Source organism: Pseudomonas sp. nanlin1, assembly GCF_045571515.1.
GTDB lineage: Bacteria > Pseudomonadota > Gammaproteobacteria > Pseudomonadales > Pseudomonadaceae > Aquipseudomonas.
Window position 1 is genome coordinate 812,266 of record NZ_CP124218.1, and the last position, 15,196, is coordinate 827,461.

Below are 15,196 nucleotides of genomic sequence, written 5' to 3' on the forward strand. Positions count from 1 at the left end.
ATCGCCACTGGTTTCCTAGGCACTCTCCAAGCTCAGAAAATAACGTTTCTCATACTCTACTGGAGACAGCTGCATAGCACTGCTGTGCCGGCGTTTAGGGTTATAGAACATTTCGATGTAATCGAAAATATCACTTCGGGCGTTTCACGCGTTGGGTAGATCTTTCGTCGGATTCGCTCCCGCTTCAAAAGCTGGAAAAAGCTCTCGGCTACGGCATTGTCGTGGCAGTTTCCTCGTCGACTCATGCTGCTGATTACATTGTTGGTCTTCAAGAAGCTTTGCCAGTCTCAACTACTGAACTGACTGCCTTGGTCTGAGTGGATCATTACTTGCTGCTGTGGTTTGCGTCGCCACACAGCCATCAACATCGCATCGATAGCCCGGCCGCTGCACATCCTTGGCTTCATTGACCAACCAATTACTTGGCGTGAGAACAGATCCAGCACTACTGCCAGGTAGAGCCATCCTTCATAGGTGCGGATTCAAGTCATATCTGTTACCCAGACCTTGTTCGGCTCACTGACCTTGAACTGCCGCGCGAGGTGGTTGGGCGAGGCCACTGTTGGTTTTCCACCGTAGAACCCTGGACGCCGCCGATAGCCCGTTTGCGAACGCAGCCTCTCCGCCTGCATCAAGCGCCCGACCCGATTTCGCCCGCATGCCTCTCCCAGCTCACGTAGGTCATCGCGAATTTTGCGATAGCCGTATACACCTCCGCTCTCCAGCCAAGCATGTTTGATCAAGCCAAGCAGGTGTTGATCTTCTTTTGCTCGGGCAGATTGAGGCTCGCCCAGCCAAGCGTAGTAGCCGCTGGGATGTACCTTGAGAGTTTGGCAAAGGCGCCGTACCGGGTAATCAGTTGAGTGTTTCTTGATGAAGGCGTACTTCAGCCGCACTCTTTGGCAAAGTACTCGGCGGCCTTTTTTAAGATGTCTCGCTCTTCATTCACACGCTTGAGTTCGGCGCGAAGCTGACGCAGCTCGCCTTGCTGGTCATAGTCTTGCTCACGCTGCTCTTGTGGTTTGCTGTAGAGCTTGATCCAAGCGTAGAGGCTGTGAACGGACATGCCCAGGCGCTGGGCAACATCGGCGACAGGTTTGCCTTTCTCGGTCACTTGCTTGACCGCTTCGATCTTGAATTCTTCGGGTTAACGCTGACGACTCATGGCACCTCCTATTCGGGCCTCATTATGAGGCTTGGAGGTGTCTAGGAAACCAGGGGCGATTCAATGCCCGCGTAATGCATTTCCGGTGAGGTCGTAAGCTGGTCATTGAAATGCCCAGCCGAATGATGTCACTGTCTAGCCTCACCAACGAAAGGATTCCAACTGTGTATTGCAAAGTTTCCCTGATTTTGTGCCTTAGCTGCCTGCCTGCTCTCTCTCAAGCGGCTGATTATGATATAAAAAAATACTGTGGAAAAGTTTCGGATGCAGTGGGCGGTAGTGCTCAGATTGAGCTCGGGTGTCGAGAGCAAGAAGCAGATGCCCGGGCTGAGATCCCAGCCAAGAACGCTCCGCCAAAGATACTGGCTTACTGCGATCGAGTAGCGAAAGCAGTAGGCGGGAGTTACCAAATATTGTCAGGTTGCATCGATCAAGAGCAGGAGGCCCAAACGCAACTCGACAGGTGATCCTATTTAGGCATTCAAACCCGCCCCGGCAGGTTTCTTCATTTCTGAATCATTGGATGAGCCTCCCACTGATCATGCTGGGTGGCATCCCCATCCCGGCGCTATTCGGGAGGCCTTCGGTGTATCGGCACGACGTTGTGGTTCTTGGTTTGATTGATCGCAGATGCTAACAGTCTGCCGATGGCCGCCTTCTGGATATGCTCACTCCACCAGGCCATCATCGGACGCCGGCGTTCGATGTAATCCGCTCAGTTGTAGGCGCTCCGAACGTCATCCTTGTCGACATCCGCTAGCGCGATTTCAATCAGCTCCGGATCGCACTAATGCTCATTCAAGATGGTGCTGTCTGCCAGAGCCGTGAATCAAAGCTGATAAGCCCCCACGCATTGACCATCAAGCATTTCGATGGTGAGCGTGACCTTTGCTTCTCTTTCAAGCAGCAGTTGCTGGGCTCTATGGATATCAGTCTGGGCGCTACTCTTCAGCTCAGGCAACCTTTCCTCTTTCCATTGACGCAACTCGATGCGTTTGAGCTGGAGTGTGGACTGCCATTCCCAGACAGCACTCAGCGTATCGATACGCTCGTCCACGGCGTCCTTGAACGTTTCCAAGGGGCCATTAGAGCCGAAAAAAGTCTGCACCTCTGCTTCGAGATCCTGCTGACGTTTAGCTAACAGTGAGGTCTTGCCCGTGGTCTTCCCAAGAAGGCTACAAGCGACCCATCGACCGCTCATACACAGCTTCCATTCCTCGACGAGTCGTTCGGCCTTTTCTTGTTCAGATGCCAACTTGGCCGTTAAGCCAGATGACGTGTCAAACAGCCCTGGAGAATCAAACTCGACCACCTTCCTCTTGAGTCCTAGCAATTCAAAGCTGAGATGATCATTGATACCGCTGAGCTTAAGCTCAATCGCCTCCAACTGAGCACGAGCAGCGTCATCCCGTTCCCCATGTTGAAGCATGGCTGCGACTTGCTGAAGATACTTCAACGATCCAGTGATTTCGGATTTACGTTGATCTGCAAGAAAAGATGAAATGGAATCGATGCCGGCTTTTATGTCGTCGAGCTTGGCGCTGATATCTGCAAGGTGCTTCTGCGCCACGATCACCGAAGCGATTTGAAATAGCGCGGCGGAATTGACCAGATTTTGAAGACGCTCCGGCTCGAATAAGCTCGCATGTTCTTTGATCTTGCCGCCCTCGATTGTAAAAGCGCGGAAGCCCTTTCCGTTGGCCACCTTTGCAAGCGGGCCGTCAATTACAACCTCCATCAGACGCGACTGTGCAGCTTCTGTAGCTACCGCTGCACTGGGGATAGCCTGCAATAGCTGCGAAAGTTTATGTATGCCTAGTGAGGATCTATCGATGCTTTTAGATCCTTTGGGTACGGCATCCAATGACCTCAGAGTCACCAAAGGCTTGTCCCCATCCACACCGATGATTACCATATCGGTTGCAAATGAGAAGTGCGGGGATTCGCTTACTGACTTCATGTCTGCCTTCCCTTACCCTGCGGACGCGCCCGCGTGCTTTTGTCGAATGTACGCAATTTGCGCGACACACGGCAATGTGACTCTGTACGCCTCTTTGGCCGCAATATGTATACCAGCAGCCCCCGCCAGCGCAACGCCGACCGGGCCCAATAACCCAGTCGCTACTCGTCCTACAACCGTAGTCACTCCTACTGTGAAAGCGCCTTCAGCTAACAAGGCGCCAATGCCACTTACTCCTACAAAACCCGCTTTGGCTGCACCGAGCCCTCCACCGCGTATTGCAGCGAGTATAGCCGCCAGCCCTATATCAATCGCGCCATTGGCGTCATGGAATTTCCGCGCAAAATCAGCACGTTCATGTGCGCTCATCTTCTCCCAGACCTTAGTTACGAGCTTCTCCAAAACCTTCAATTCAAGCGCCTCGATTGACTCATTCGCCGTTACGCGGCCACCGATGTATTTCAGGACATCCCTAACAATTTCTGCGTACGGGACGCCAATCTGGCGGATTAAGTTAGCAATGCTGTTTCCTCCAAAGAGCTGGAGTTCGCGGATTAGAAGCAACAGCGTATCGCGGGAGTATTTGTTCTTCTGCTTCGCGGCTACCAGCGCTTTACTGACATCGGCAGCCATTGCCAGGCGCCCGTCACCAGAGTCGGTAAGAAAGTCCACGAGTGAACCTACATCTGCAGCATCTGCCGCCTGCAAAAGCGTCAGCAATTCCTTATCACCATTGACCACGTCTTCTTCATACGCCACGAGCTATTACCTCTTTTGTGCCGGCCCTGAAAACTCTGCAGGCACATAACTATCTGATTGAAATCAAATACAATGGATCATTTTCAGTTAAGCCGAAGCGGTCGTGACGAGTGAAGCTGTGCCGCTAGGCTTCAATTTCTTTGCTTATCGGCCTGACTTGATAAGTCTTGAGCATCTCTCCAGCAACCGGTATTTCAAGCCTTTGATATTGGGGTAAGAGCAGCGGCGTACTTGGCGACATGCGCCGGTGTGACCTCTATCAGCTCCGGATCCCACCCATGCTCGTTCAGGATGGTGCTGGCCATGGAACGAATGTCGTGGATGACCAACCGATCCTGAAGGTCATTCGTTTCAACGCCATGTTGGCGGTCTGACTGTTGGCGTGGGTGCGCGGATTTCTATCTGCCGGGAACACGTATTCCCTATGGCCTCAATTGGGCAAAGCAGTTCGATGGCCATTAGTGCGCTGATTTTTGAAAGCGGCGTTGTTTTCAGATATGGAAATAAATGCAGCGTGAGCGACCGCCAAATGTCCTCGGCGTAGGCCGGCGTGACCGAGTCTTTCTTAAGCTCGAACCAGGCGTTGGCCACGTTCTCGAAGGGGGGGCGTTTCTGCGCGCCTGGCCTCACTTTGTGCATCGCGCTGCACCTTCGGATCGATGCCTTGGGCGAGCAGCTCGCGCGCATCGACTGCCATCTTTCGTGCATTCGCCAGCGACAGTTCGGGATAGGTCCCGAAGCTAATGTTGATGCGCTTCTTGGTCACCAGCTCGCGGTAGTTGAAATTCCAAAGCAATTAGCCGTTGCTGCGCACGCGGAGCTGCAAGCCTTCACCGTCTGTAAGGACGTAATCCTTGGACGCGGGTATGACACCCTTGAGTTTTCGATCGGCGAGGCGGAGGTTTTGAGCAGGCATGAGATCGTCCTCAAGCACTGATTCGGTATTCCAAAGATTGGCACCGGGTGGGCTGGAATGCCGTCTGGAATACCAGAACAGCTAGAACTCAAAAACGCTCAAAAGACCGCAATAGCGCTGGAAATCCCATGGTTTCTGAATCCCACCCACAAAAAAAGACGCCCTAAGACGTCTTCTCATGTCGAATTGGTGGAGCCGGGGGGATTTGAACCCCCGTCCGCCAGCACTCCGCTGTCGGTACTACATGCTTAGCCGTGTCTACTGAGTTAATCCGCAGCCGCCCGATCGGCAGGGTGCATTGGACGAGCTGTGTAAGTTTTAGTCGTTTCGCCCACAGCGTGCTACGCGACGATCCTGTTCTGCGTGACGATCATTTTGAGTTTACAGGCATCCTCTGATGATCGCTGGCACCGAAGTAGCCAGAAGAGCGGCTCAGCTACCGTTAGGCAGCGAGAGCTTGGCCCTCGTAGGTTTCGTCATTGGCAACTATAGAAGTTGCAACAGTGGATTTACGAGTTCTGTTACCAACTCGGCATGCACCTAAAGTTTCATCACCGGCGTCGAATCCTAATCGGCCCCAACCGCTGCGGTTAAGCAGCGGAGGCGTGCAGTGTACGACAAACCTGACTGGAAGGCCAACCTGTGTTGGCCTGCCGGATCAGTTTTGGCTTTTACCAACGTTTTGCAGGCTTTGCAGAGCCTTGCCAGACACGCCAACGCAATCTTTGTCATGGCCTGCTTTTTGAGCAGCGATGGCCTTGGATTGAGCGTCGGTGATCTCTTTTTTCAAAGGTTCACCCATGTTGGTGTTAACGGTCAGGCCGTCTTTGATTTTCTGCAGGTTGACGTCGCAGAGGTCTTTGTCTTCTTTCGGGCCGGCGAAGGCGGTGGCGGAAGTCAGGGCAGCGGCGACGATCAGGCCGGAAATAATGCGTTTCATAAAAATTCCTTGGTCGTTTTTCAATCTGGATCGTGCTTATCCAAGCGGGATAGCACGCTGGTGGGCTTAGCCCGGATCAGTTTTGGCTTTTGCCAGCGTTCTGCAGAACCTGAACGGCTTGTTGAGCTTGCGAGATGCACTCTTTGTCTTTACCAGCGGCTTTGTTGCTGATGGCGGTCTGGTAGAAAGTGTTGGCATTGCCTTTGGCCGGTTCGCCGAGGTCTTGCTGGGTAGCAAGGAGGTCTTTGACTTTCTGCAGGTTGACGTCGCAGAGGTCTTTATCGGAAGCGAATGCCGACGAGGCCATCAGAGCAGTAACAACGATCAAGCCAGAAATAGCGCGCTTCATGGAAATCTCCTAAGTGTGCTGTGACTCGACGCGTAACATTGGGTTGGGCGTCCAGAGTCGGTATTCGCCCCCATTGTGTGGGCTTATACACATTGAGTTCGGCGAGCTGCAGGGGTTCTATGGAAAGTGCGTCTGTATGTAAAAAAATATCTGTCCCGGCCTTTTGCGCACTAAAAAGGGGCGTTTGAGCCCCTGTTTATAGTGGTTGGCCTTTTGCTATTGTCGGATTAGGCTGTTTTTAGGCTGGTTTACTGGGCTTGCGCGGTTCGCCTGCAGTGAGGCGAATGGGGGAGTGGGGGCTGTGGCGGGGAGGGGATTGAGGATGCAATCTTTTACTGGGCGATCGCCGAGGCCGGCCGCGAGGCCGTGCTAATGCATCCCAGCACTGAGCGCGGTATTAGGCGATTTGCCAGAGGCGTGCGGATGACGCCCGCGAGGTCTCCAGCCGGCATATTCCGTTCGTGCAGGAGATGCTCGAAGAGATGCGGCTAGAGGCCCAGCGGGAGGCGCGGGCGCAGCGGCGGAGGTTAGTCTTCCTTGCCCTTGTTGCGCACGGCCCGCTGCAATTCGCGGTTGGAGTCGCGCTCGCGCTCGGTGTCGCGTTTGTCGTACTCCTTTTTGCCCTTGCCCAGTGCGATTTCGCACTTGACTAAGTGTTTGCTCCAATACAGGGAGAGGGCTACGCAGGCGTAGCCTTTCTGCTGTACTTGGGAAAACAGCTTTTCCAGCTCGCGCTGGTTGAGCAGCAGTTTACGGGTGCGTGTCGGGTCGGCAATGACGTGAGTGCTGGCCGCTGTCAGGGGGGTGAAGTGGCTACCCATCAGCCAGGCTTCGCCGTCCTTGAGCAGGACATAGCTGTCAATCAACTGGGCCTTGCCGGCACGCAGGCTTTTTACTTCCCAACCAGCCAGGACCAGGCCGGCCTCGAAACGATGTTCGATGAAGTAATCGTGTCGCGCTTTCTTGTTCTGCGCGATGGTCCCTGTAGGGTGTTTCTTTTGTTTGGCCATAGGGGGCGCATTATAGGGAGTCGCCGCGTTGTCGGCTACGCAATTGCTGCATGCTTGAGCGCAAGAAGTTAATACCGGACAATGCCCGCTGTTTTTTGATCGCTCGGGCCTGACTGTTGTCTACCCAAAACACGCGAAATCATGAGGCGCCCCGTGGCGTCGCTCGGCATTCGAGACCGGTTTGCCGTTCAGCTTTGGAAGTGACGCTCGCATGACTACCCATATTCAACGTTCGGCTTTGTTACCTTACCCCGCTCAGGCGCTGTATGACCTGGTGAACGATGTAGCCCGTTACCCCGAGTTTTTGCCCTGGTGCTCGTCGGCTCAGGTGCTGGAATCCACCGATGAGTCCATGCGCGCCAGTTTGGAAGTGGCTAAAGGCGGGCTCAGTCAGCATTTTGTGACTAAAAATACTCTGGTACCGGGGCAGTCCATTGAGATGAATCTCGAGGAAGGCCCGTTTAATCAGTTGCATGGCGTCTGGGTGTTCAAGGCGCTGGGTGAGAAGGCTTGCAAGATCAGCCTGGACCTTTCCTTCGACTATGCTGGGCCCATCGTTCGGGCCACGTTAGGGCCGCTTTTCAATCAGGCCGCCAATACGCTGGTGGATGCCTTTTGCCAGCGCGCGAAGCAGATGCATGGCTGAGGCGTTGATCACGGTCGAAGTGGCGTGGGCGCAGCCTGAGCGCCAGGCTTTGATTGAGGTGCAGGTACCCGCAGGTACTAGTGTATTCGCGGCCGTAGAGGCTTCGGGCATTTTGCAGGTGTGCCCGGATATCCCCTGGCCAGGCTGCCCGCTGGGTATTTTTGCCGAGCGCGTGGCCGACCCCTCGGTGCGGCCAGTGCAGGCCGGCGACCGTATCGAGTTGTACCGGCCGCTACTGGCTGACCCCATGCAGGTGCGGCGTGAGCGCGCGGCGAGGGCGGCAGAGGCGAAGAAGGCGCGTTTGCGCAGCGGGGGCGCTTGAGCTTTAAGCGATAAACCCAGGCAATAAAAAACCCGGCGAGCCGGGTTTTTTTATGTGCGCCGATATTACTGCGGCGATGTTTCCAGGGGTTCCTGGGTCGGGACCGGTACGGTCTTGACGCCATCCACATCACGCTGGATATCTTCGAGCATCGAGCCAGGCTTGGCGGGCTCTTCGGCAGGCTGGTTGGTATCGCCCGTTGGGGTAACGGTCGTGCCATTGTCGTTGCCCAAGATGGCATCGTCACGGCTGACACCTGGCATGAAATCCCCCGCCAAGCTGACCAATTGGTCGTTGTCGTTGAAGATAACACTCATGCGTTCTTGCTGGCGTTCACCGCCACCTGGCTGCAAGCTGTACAGGTAATCCCAGCGATTGGCGTGAAACGTGTCGACCAACAGGGGGTTGCCCATGATAAACCTTACTTGCCGGCGGGTCATTCCCGGGCGCAACTGGTCTATCATGTCCTGCGTGACGACATTGCCCTGCTGGATGTCGATTTTGTAAACCCCGGGGAATGAACAACCGGCGAGTGCGAGCAGTCCCACGAAGGTGAGGCTGGTTAGCAAGTGCTTGGTGTTTTGCATCGGTGGGCGACTTCCACTATCTTGGCTGGGACAACGTAAACCCCGATCATACCCGCATTAAGAGAAGCTGCGAAGCAGCATCGGCGAGAAAGCTGACCATGGTTGAAAATAGCGAACTACGAAAAGCTGGCCTGAAGGTGACACTGCCGCGGGTCAAGATTCTGCAAATGCTCGACTCAGCAGAGCAGCGCCATATGAGTGCCGAAGATGTCTATAAGGCCCTGATGGAGGCTGGCGAAGACGTTGGATTGGCCACGGTTTACCGTGTGTTGACCCAATTCGAAGCCGCTGGGTTGGTGGTCCGCCATAACTTCGATGGTGGCCACGCGGTGTTCGAACTGGCCGATGGCGAGCATCACGACCACATGGTGGATGTGGAAAGCGGTGAGGTTATCGAGTTCTTCGATAGTGACATCGAGCAGTTGCAGAAAAAAATCGTGGCTGCGCACGGTTTGGAATTGGTAGACCACAATTTGGTGCTCTACGTACGCAAGAAAAAATAAGCGTACGGTTCCATCGATAAAGGCGACCCTAGGGTCGCCTTTATAGCTTCTGCCCAGGGCACCCGCCCCGCATGTTTTTCGCTTTTGTAGGAGCGAGCTTGCTCGCGAGATGCTCGCAGACGCCGCGTTTGTTCAAGGGCTGCGCGTTATCGTTGACGTTTTCGCGAGCAAGCTCGCTCCTACAGGGGGGTTCAGGGGGGTTAGCTTTTGGCGGTTACGACCATTTTCTTGGCATGGGCCAAGGATTCTTTGGTCAAATCGATACCGCCCAGCATGCGTGCCACTTCCTCTACGCGTTCGCTTTTACCCAGGCTGGAGACCGCCGTGCGTGTCTCGTCGCTGCCACGTACTTTGTGTACGAACAGGTGATGGTGCCCTTGGGCTGCCACTTGGGGCAGGTGGGTGACCGTCAGCACTTGGCCGCGCTCCCCTAGCCGACGCAGCAGTTGGCCGACGATTTCTGCGGTAGGGCCACCAATGCCCACGTCAACCTCGTCGAACACCAGGGTTGGCACGCGTGAGGTCTGCGCGGTGATCACCTGAATCGCCAAGCTGATACGCGACAGCTCGCCGCCCGAGGCGACTTTCGCCAGGCTTTTCAGCGGCTGCCCAGGGTTGGCACTGACCAGCAGTTCGATGGTTTCAAGCCCGTTAGGGTGCAGGTCTGCCTGGGTGTTCGGGTGCAGCTCGATAGTGAAGCGCCCGCCGGGCATGCCCAGGCGCTGGATTTCTACTTCGACGGCCGCCGCCAGTTGTGCGGCGGCTTGTTGGCGAAGCTGGCTGAGTTCTTCAGCCTTTTCCTGGTAATGGCGGCCATAGGCAGCCAACTCATCGGCAAGGCGATCGACGGATTCGTCACTGGCGTTCAGGCTTTCTAGCTCTTCGAACAGTTGCTGCTGCAAGGCCACGACTTCACTGGGGTGGATACGGTGTTTGCGTGCCAGGGTGTAGATGGTGTCGAGGCGCTCTTCCAGTTGCTGCAGGCGCGCCGGGTCGGCGTCGAAGTTATCGAGGAAGCGGTTGAGCTCGCCCACTGCTTCTTCTACCTGGATTTGGGCACTGGCCAGCATGGTTACCGATTCGCTGAGCGCACCAGGGGCATTCTGTACCGCGCTCAGGCGGTTGAGGCTGGCGGTCAGGGCGCTCAGCACGTTGCCGGAATCGCTCTCGCTGCATTGCTCGATCACTTGGCGGCAGATGCCAAAGAGGGCGTCGGCGTTGGTCAGGTTTTTGTGTTCCTGCTCCAATTGCTCCAGCTCGTTTTCGCCGAGCCCCAGGTTCTCCAGTTCTTCCAGCTGATAGCTGAGCAACTGATGGCGTGCGCGTTGCTCATCGCCGGAGTTCGACAAGCGCTCCAGTTCCAGGCGGGTCTGGCGCCACTTTTGCGCGGCCAGCTGCACTTGGCGTGACAGGTCGCCAGCCCCGGCGTATTCGTCGAGCAGGCGCCGGTGGGTCTCGGCTTTGAGCAGAGATTGGTGCTCGTGCTGGCTGTGGATATCGATGAGCAGTTCGCCCAGCGCCTTGAGATCGGCGAGGGGGCAGGGCGTACCGTTGATATAGCCACGGGAGCGGCCTTCGCTGGTGATGACCCGGCGCAGGATGCACGGGCCTTCGCCGTCGAGGTCGCGCTCGTTGAGCCAGGTGCGGGCCTCGGGGATATCGATGAGGTCGAAGGTGGCCAGGATGTCTGCCTTGTCGGCACCGGGACGCACCACACCACTGTCGGCACGGTCGCCCAGGGTGAGGCCCAGGGCGTCGAGCATGATGGATTTGCCGGCCCCGGTTTCGCCGGTAATAACGCTCATGCCGCGCTCGAGCTCGAGGTCGAGATGTTCGACGATGGCGTAGTTATGTACGGACAGGTGCACCAGCATAAAGACCGCTCCCAGGCTTTAGGTCTGGTTATTTATACAGTGCTTTTTGGGGGTTTGGCAACGCTGGGCGTTAGCTCGATTTGGTTGGGTGGGGCGTGTTCTTATTGCGTTTCGGTTAAGACCATTCAGCACCCAGGTGGTCTGAGCCCTTGAAGCCGAAAAATGCGACCCCATATACCGGGGCAGAAGCGCGAGTGGAGCTCGCTAACCTATCTAGAGGAGAAAACCATGGCTGACGAACAGACCCTGGATGAGCGCAATCCAGACGCCAACCAAGCCACTGAAGGCGCCAGCGAAGACCTCGCGGCCCGCGTGCAATTGCTTGAAGAGCAACTGGCGGGCGCCCAGGACCAGTCCCTGCGGGTCGCGGCTGACCTGCAGAACGTGCGTCGGCGTGCTGAGCAAGATGTTGAGAAAGCGCACAAGTTTGCGCTGGAAAAATTCGCTGGCGACCTGTTGCCGGTGATCGACAGCCTGGAGCGTGGTCTGGAGCTCTCCAACGCCGATGACGAGCATATCCGCCCGATGCGTGAAGGCATCGAGCTGACCCTGAAGATGTTCCAAGACACCCTCAAGCGCTACAACCTTGAGGCGCTGGACCCCCACGGTGAGCCGTTCAATGCTGAGCGGCACCAGGCTATGGCGATGCAGGAAAGCGCCGATGTCGAGCCTAACAGCGTGCTGAAAGTGTTCCAGAAGGGCTATCAGCTCAACGGTCGCTTGCTGCGCCCGGCGATGGTGGTGGTCAGCAAGGCGCCTACCGCGCCGAGCCCTTCGATCAATGAAAAAGCTTAAAACTCCATGCTGGGTCAGGCTTGAAATTGCCTTTCAGGCCCCCATTTAAGAGTCAAGCGTTTAAGTACTACCGCAGTTAGCCCTCACTGCTGCGGCAATCAAATCTAAGTTTTTGGGAGAGCGACAACATGGGCAAGATTATTGGCATCGACCTGGGGACCACCAACTCCTGCGTTTCGATTCTGGAAAATGGCAAGGTCAAGGTATTGGAGAACGCTGAAGGTACGCGTACCACGCCTTCGATCATCGCCTACGCCAACGACGGTGAGATCCTCGTCGGTCAATCGGCCAAGCGTCAAGCGGTGACCAACCCGCACAACACCCTGTACGCGGTTAAGCGTTTGATCGGCCGCCGTTTCGACGAAGAAGTCGTACAGAAAGATATCCAGATGGTCCCTTACAAGATCGTCAAAGCGGACAACAACGACGCTTGGGTCGAAGTAAATGGCCAGAAAATGGCACCGCCGCAGATCTCTGCGGAAATCCTCAAGAAAATGAAGAAAACCGCTGAAGACTACCTGGGCGAAGCAGTGACCGAAGCGGTCATCACCGTGCCTGCGTACTTCAACGACAGCCAGCGCCAGGCTACCAAAGACGCCGGCCGCATCGCGGGCCTGGAAGTCAAGCGCATCATCAACGAGCCAACCGCCGCTGCACTGGCGTACGGTATGGACAAAGCCAAGGGCGACCACACTGTCATCGTTTATGACTTGGGTGGCGGTACCTTTGACGTATCGGTTATCGAAATCGCTGAAGTCGATGGCGAGAAGCAATTCGAAGTGCTGGCCACCAACGGTGACACCTTCCTCGGTGGTGAAGACTTCGACATCCGCCTGATCGACTACTTGGTCGACGAATTCAAGAAAGAGAGCGGCATCAACCTCAAGGGTGACCCGCTGGCAATGCAGCGTCTGAAAGAAGCTGCCGAAAAAGCCAAGATCGAGCTGTCGTCCAGCCAGTCTACCGACGTCAACCTGCCTTACGTGACAGCTGATGCCAGCGGTCCTAAGCACTTGAACGTGAAGATCTCCCGCTCCAAGCTGGAATCCCTGGTGGAAGACCTGGTTCAGCGCACCATCGAACCTTGCCGTATCGCTATGAAAGACGCCGGTATCGATGTTGGCGCGATCAACGACGTGATTCTGGTCGGTGGTCAGACCCGTATGCCGCTGGTGCAGAAGCTGGTTACTGAGTTCTTCGGTAAAGAAGCACGCAAAGACGTCAACCCAGACGAAGCGGTTGCCATGGGTGCAGCGATTCAAGGCGCGGTACTGGCCGGTGATGTTAAAGACGTGTTGCTGCTGGACGTTAGCCCGCTGACCCTGGGTATCGAAACCATGGGTGGCGTGATGACTGCGCTGATCGAGAAGAACACCACCATCCCGACCAAAAAGTCGCAGGTGTTCTCGACTGCCGACGACAACCAGAACGCCGTGACCATTCACGTGCTGCAAGGTGAGCGTAAGCAGGCTGGGCAGAACAAGTCTCTGGGCAAGTTCGACTTGGCCGAGATTCCGCCAGCACCGCGCGGCGTGCCACAGATCGAAGTGACCTTCGACATCGACGCCAACGGTATTCTGCACGTCGGCGCGAAAGACAAGGCCACCGGCAAGCAGCAGTCCATCGTGATCAAGGCCAACTCGGGCTTGTCCGAGGAAGAAATCCAGCAAATGGTCCGCGACGCCGAAGTGAACGCCGAAGAAGACCGCAAGTTCGAAGAGCTGGCCGGCGCCCGTAACCAGGGTGATGCGCTGGTGCACTCGACTCGCAAAATGATCGCCGACGCAGGCGACAAGGTCACGGCCGAAGAGAAGACTTCGATCGAAGCCGCCGTGGTAGCTCTGGAAGCCGCTGTTAAAGGCGACGACAAGGCGACCATCGAAGCCAAAATCGAAGAGCTGTCCAAGCTGTCCGCGCCCGTCGCTCAGAAGATGTATGCCGAGCAGGCGGAAAAACCGGAAGCGGCGGCAGAGCCGGCTGAAGAAAAAGGTAAGCACGACGACGTCGTGGATGCCGAGTTCGAAGAAGTCAAAGACAACAAGTAATTTGTTGCTTGTGGTCAGCCAGCCGGCGCGTTAGCGCGCCAGGCTGGTAGGATGTCGCCGCGCGGGAGCCTGCTCCCGCGTTGGCGTGTCTGGAATAGACGAATTTTTACGGCATGCAACCACGGTCGTGTGCTGGCAGTGCGGCGGGCAACGCCCTGGCGTGCTGGCTCCTACAAAGAGTGCAAAGACTTATGGCAAAGCGTGACTATTACGAGGTGCTCGGGGTCGAGCGCGGCTCCAGCGATGCAGACCTGAAGAAGGCGTACCGACGCCTGGCGATGAAGTACCACCCGGACCGCAACCCCGACAACAAAGAGTCGGAAGAAGCGTTCAAAGAAGCCAACGAAGCTTACGAAGTGCTTTCCGATGCCAGCAAGCGTGCGGCCTATGACAACTACGGCCACGCCGGTGTCGATCAGGCCAGCGCTGCTGGTGGCGGCTTCGGCGGCGGTGGCGGGGCGAACTTCTCCGATATTTTCGGCGACGTGTTCAGCGACTTTTTCGGTGGCGCGCGTGGCGGCAATGGTCGCGGCGGTGCCCAGCGCGGCAGTGACCTGCGGTACACCCTGGAGCTGAACCTGGAAGAGGCCGTGCGCGGCACGACCGTCAGTATCCGTGTGCCAACGCTGGTCAATTGCCAGCCGTGCGATGGCTCCGGCGCCAAGAAAGGCTCGGCTCCGGTCACTTGCCCAACCTGTGGCGGTATCGGCCAGGTCCGCATGCAGCAGGGCTTTTTCTCGGTGCAGCAGACCTGCCCACGTTGCCATGGCCAAGGCAAGATCATCTCTGACCCTTGCGATGCCTGCCATGGCGAAGGCCGTGTGGAAGAATACAAAACCCTGTCGGTGAAAGTGCCGCCTGGGGTCGACACGGGCGACCGCATTCGCTTGTCCGGCGAAGGTGAGGCAGGCGCCCAGGGTGGCCCCACCGGCGACCTGTACGTGGTGATCAACGTGCGTGAGCACGAGATTTTCCAGCGCGACGGCAAGCACCTGTATTGCGAGGTGCCTATCAGCTTCACTGATGCCGCTTTGGGCGGCGAGTTGGAAGTGCCGACCCTCGATGGCCGGGTCAAGCTGAAAATCCCTGAGGGGACTCAGACCGGCAAGCAGTTCCGCCTGCGTGGCAAAGGCGTAGCACCGGTGCGTGGTGGCGGTGCGGGCGACCTGATGTGCCGCGTAGCGGTTGAGACGCCGGTCAACCTGGACCGCCGTCAGCGCGAACTGCTCGAAGAGTTCCGCGCCACCTTGGAAGGCAACAGCACCCACTCGCCAAAAGCCAATGGCTGGTTCGATGGGGTCAAGCGCTTCTTTGGCGATTTGTAA

The 15,196-nt window shown here is 56.5% G+C and carries 13 protein-coding genes, 1 other RNA gene and 4 pseudogenes; 7 read left to right on the forward strand and 11 right to left on the reverse strand.

Annotated features, from left to right (window positions below; translation table 11 throughout):
* Nucleotides 1–15 precede the first annotated feature (15 nt).
* From QCL65_RS03795 to QCL65_RS03830, 8 genes and pseudogenes are all read right to left on the reverse strand, one after another.
* A pseudogene (locus QCL65_RS03795) lies at nucleotides 16–1,132 on the reverse strand (IS3 family transposase).
* A 601-nt stretch (nucleotides 1,133–1,733) separates the two neighbouring features.
* Nucleotides 1,734–1,976, reverse strand: a pseudogene (locus QCL65_RS03800) (integrase); the annotation flags it as partial.
* Nucleotides 1,977–1,994: 18 nt separating this feature from the next.
* Complete coding sequence (locus tag QCL65_RS03805) at nucleotides 1,995–3,125, reverse strand: hypothetical protein (protein WP_407314969.1); 1,131 nt, start codon at nucleotides 3,123–3,125, stop codon at nucleotides 1,995–1,997.
* Between the two features lie 12 nt (nucleotides 3,126–3,137).
* Nucleotides 3,138–3,884: a hypothetical protein gene (locus tag QCL65_RS03810; protein ID WP_407314970.1), complete on the reverse strand. Its 747-nt coding sequence runs from the start codon at nucleotides 3,882–3,884 to the stop codon at nucleotides 3,138–3,140.
* 230 nt (nucleotides 3,885–4,114) lie between these two features.
* Nucleotides 4,115–4,800: pseudogene (locus QCL65_RS03815) on the reverse strand (integrase arm-type DNA-binding domain-containing protein); the annotation flags it as partial.
* 187 nt (nucleotides 4,801–4,987) lie between these two features.
* Nucleotides 4,988–5,379: a transfer-messenger RNA gene (ssrA, locus tag QCL65_RS03820) on the reverse strand.
* 79 nt (nucleotides 5,380–5,458) lie between these two features.
* Nucleotides 5,459–5,740 carry a hypothetical protein gene (locus tag QCL65_RS03825; RefSeq protein ID WP_407314971.1) on the reverse strand — a complete coding sequence of 94 codons (282 nt, stop codon included), beginning with the start codon at nucleotides 5,738–5,740 and terminating at the stop codon, nucleotides 5,459–5,461.
* A gap of 76 nt (nucleotides 5,741–5,816) precedes the next feature.
* Nucleotides 5,817–6,089 carry a hypothetical protein gene (locus QCL65_RS03830; RefSeq protein WP_407314972.1) on the reverse strand — a complete coding sequence of 91 codons (273 nt, stop codon included), beginning with the start codon at nucleotides 6,087–6,089 and terminating at the stop codon, nucleotides 5,817–5,819.
* 401 nt (nucleotides 6,090–6,490) lie between these two features.
* Between QCL65_RS03830 and QCL65_RS03835 the strand changes: the two are divergent.
* Nucleotides 6,491–6,616, forward strand: a pseudogene (locus QCL65_RS03835) (GntR family transcriptional regulator); the annotation flags it as partial.
* On the opposite strand, the gene smpB reads toward QCL65_RS03835, so the two are convergent.
* Complete coding sequence (gene smpB, locus QCL65_RS03840; protein ID WP_407314973.1) at nucleotides 6,617–7,099, reverse strand: SsrA-binding protein SmpB; 483 nt, start codon at nucleotides 7,097–7,099, stop codon at nucleotides 6,617–6,619.
* 211 nt (nucleotides 7,100–7,310) lie between these two features.
* Here smpB and QCL65_RS03845 point away from each other — a divergent pair, with 211 nt between their 5' ends.
* Both QCL65_RS03845 and QCL65_RS03850 read left to right on the forward strand, forming a co-directional pair.
* Nucleotides 7,311–7,745 (forward strand): type II toxin-antitoxin system RatA family toxin, encoded by a 435-nt coding sequence (locus tag QCL65_RS03845; RefSeq protein ID WP_407314974.1) that lies wholly within the window; start codon nucleotides 7,311–7,313, stop codon nucleotides 7,743–7,745.
* Nucleotides 7,738–8,067, forward strand: a complete 330-nt coding sequence (locus QCL65_RS03850) for an RnfH family protein (protein ID WP_407314975.1) — start codon at nucleotides 7,738–7,740, stop codon at nucleotides 8,065–8,067. Before QCL65_RS03845 ends, QCL65_RS03850 begins: the two co-directional genes overlap by 8 nt.
* A gap of 65 nt (nucleotides 8,068–8,132) precedes the next feature.
* Here QCL65_RS03850 and QCL65_RS03855 read toward each other — a convergent pair whose 3' ends face one another.
* The gene (locus QCL65_RS03855) at nucleotides 8,133–8,654 is read right to left on the reverse strand and encodes an outer membrane protein assembly factor BamE (RefSeq protein ID WP_407314976.1); all 522 of its coding nucleotides are present in this window, start codon (nucleotides 8,652–8,654) and stop codon (nucleotides 8,133–8,135) included.
* A gap of 98 nt (nucleotides 8,655–8,752) precedes the next feature.
* Between QCL65_RS03855 and fur the strand changes: the two genes are divergently transcribed.
* Nucleotides 8,753–9,157, forward strand: a complete 405-nt coding sequence (gene fur / locus QCL65_RS03860; RefSeq protein ID WP_407314977.1) for a ferric iron uptake transcriptional regulator — start codon at nucleotides 8,753–8,755, stop codon at nucleotides 9,155–9,157.
* Between the two features lie 200 nt (nucleotides 9,158–9,357).
* Here fur and recN read toward each other — a convergent pair whose 3' ends face one another.
* Nucleotides 9,358–11,031 carry a DNA repair protein RecN gene (recN, locus tag QCL65_RS03865; protein ID WP_407314978.1) on the reverse strand — a complete coding sequence of 558 codons (1,674 nt, stop codon included), beginning with the start codon at nucleotides 11,029–11,031 and terminating at the stop codon, nucleotides 9,358–9,360.
* Between the two features lie 228 nt (nucleotides 11,032–11,259).
* On the opposite strand from recN, the gene grpE reads away from it, so the two are divergent.
* The 3 genes from grpE to dnaJ all read left to right on the forward strand — a co-directional run bounded on the left by grpE (nucleotide 11,260) and on the right by dnaJ (nucleotide 15,196).
* Entirely contained in the window at nucleotides 11,260–11,826 is a 567-nt protein-coding gene (grpE, locus tag QCL65_RS03870) for a nucleotide exchange factor GrpE (RefSeq protein ID WP_407314979.1), read from the forward strand.
* A 128-nt stretch (nucleotides 11,827–11,954) separates the two neighbouring features.
* Nucleotides 11,955–13,871: a molecular chaperone DnaK gene (dnaK, locus tag QCL65_RS03875; RefSeq protein ID WP_407314980.1), complete on the forward strand. Its 1,917-nt coding sequence runs from the start codon at nucleotides 11,955–11,957 to the stop codon at nucleotides 13,869–13,871.
* Nucleotides 13,872–14,062: 191 nt separating this feature from the next.
* Nucleotides 14,063–15,196, forward strand: a complete 1,134-nt coding sequence (gene dnaJ, locus QCL65_RS03880; protein WP_407314981.1) for a molecular chaperone DnaJ — start codon at nucleotides 14,063–14,065, stop codon at nucleotides 15,194–15,196.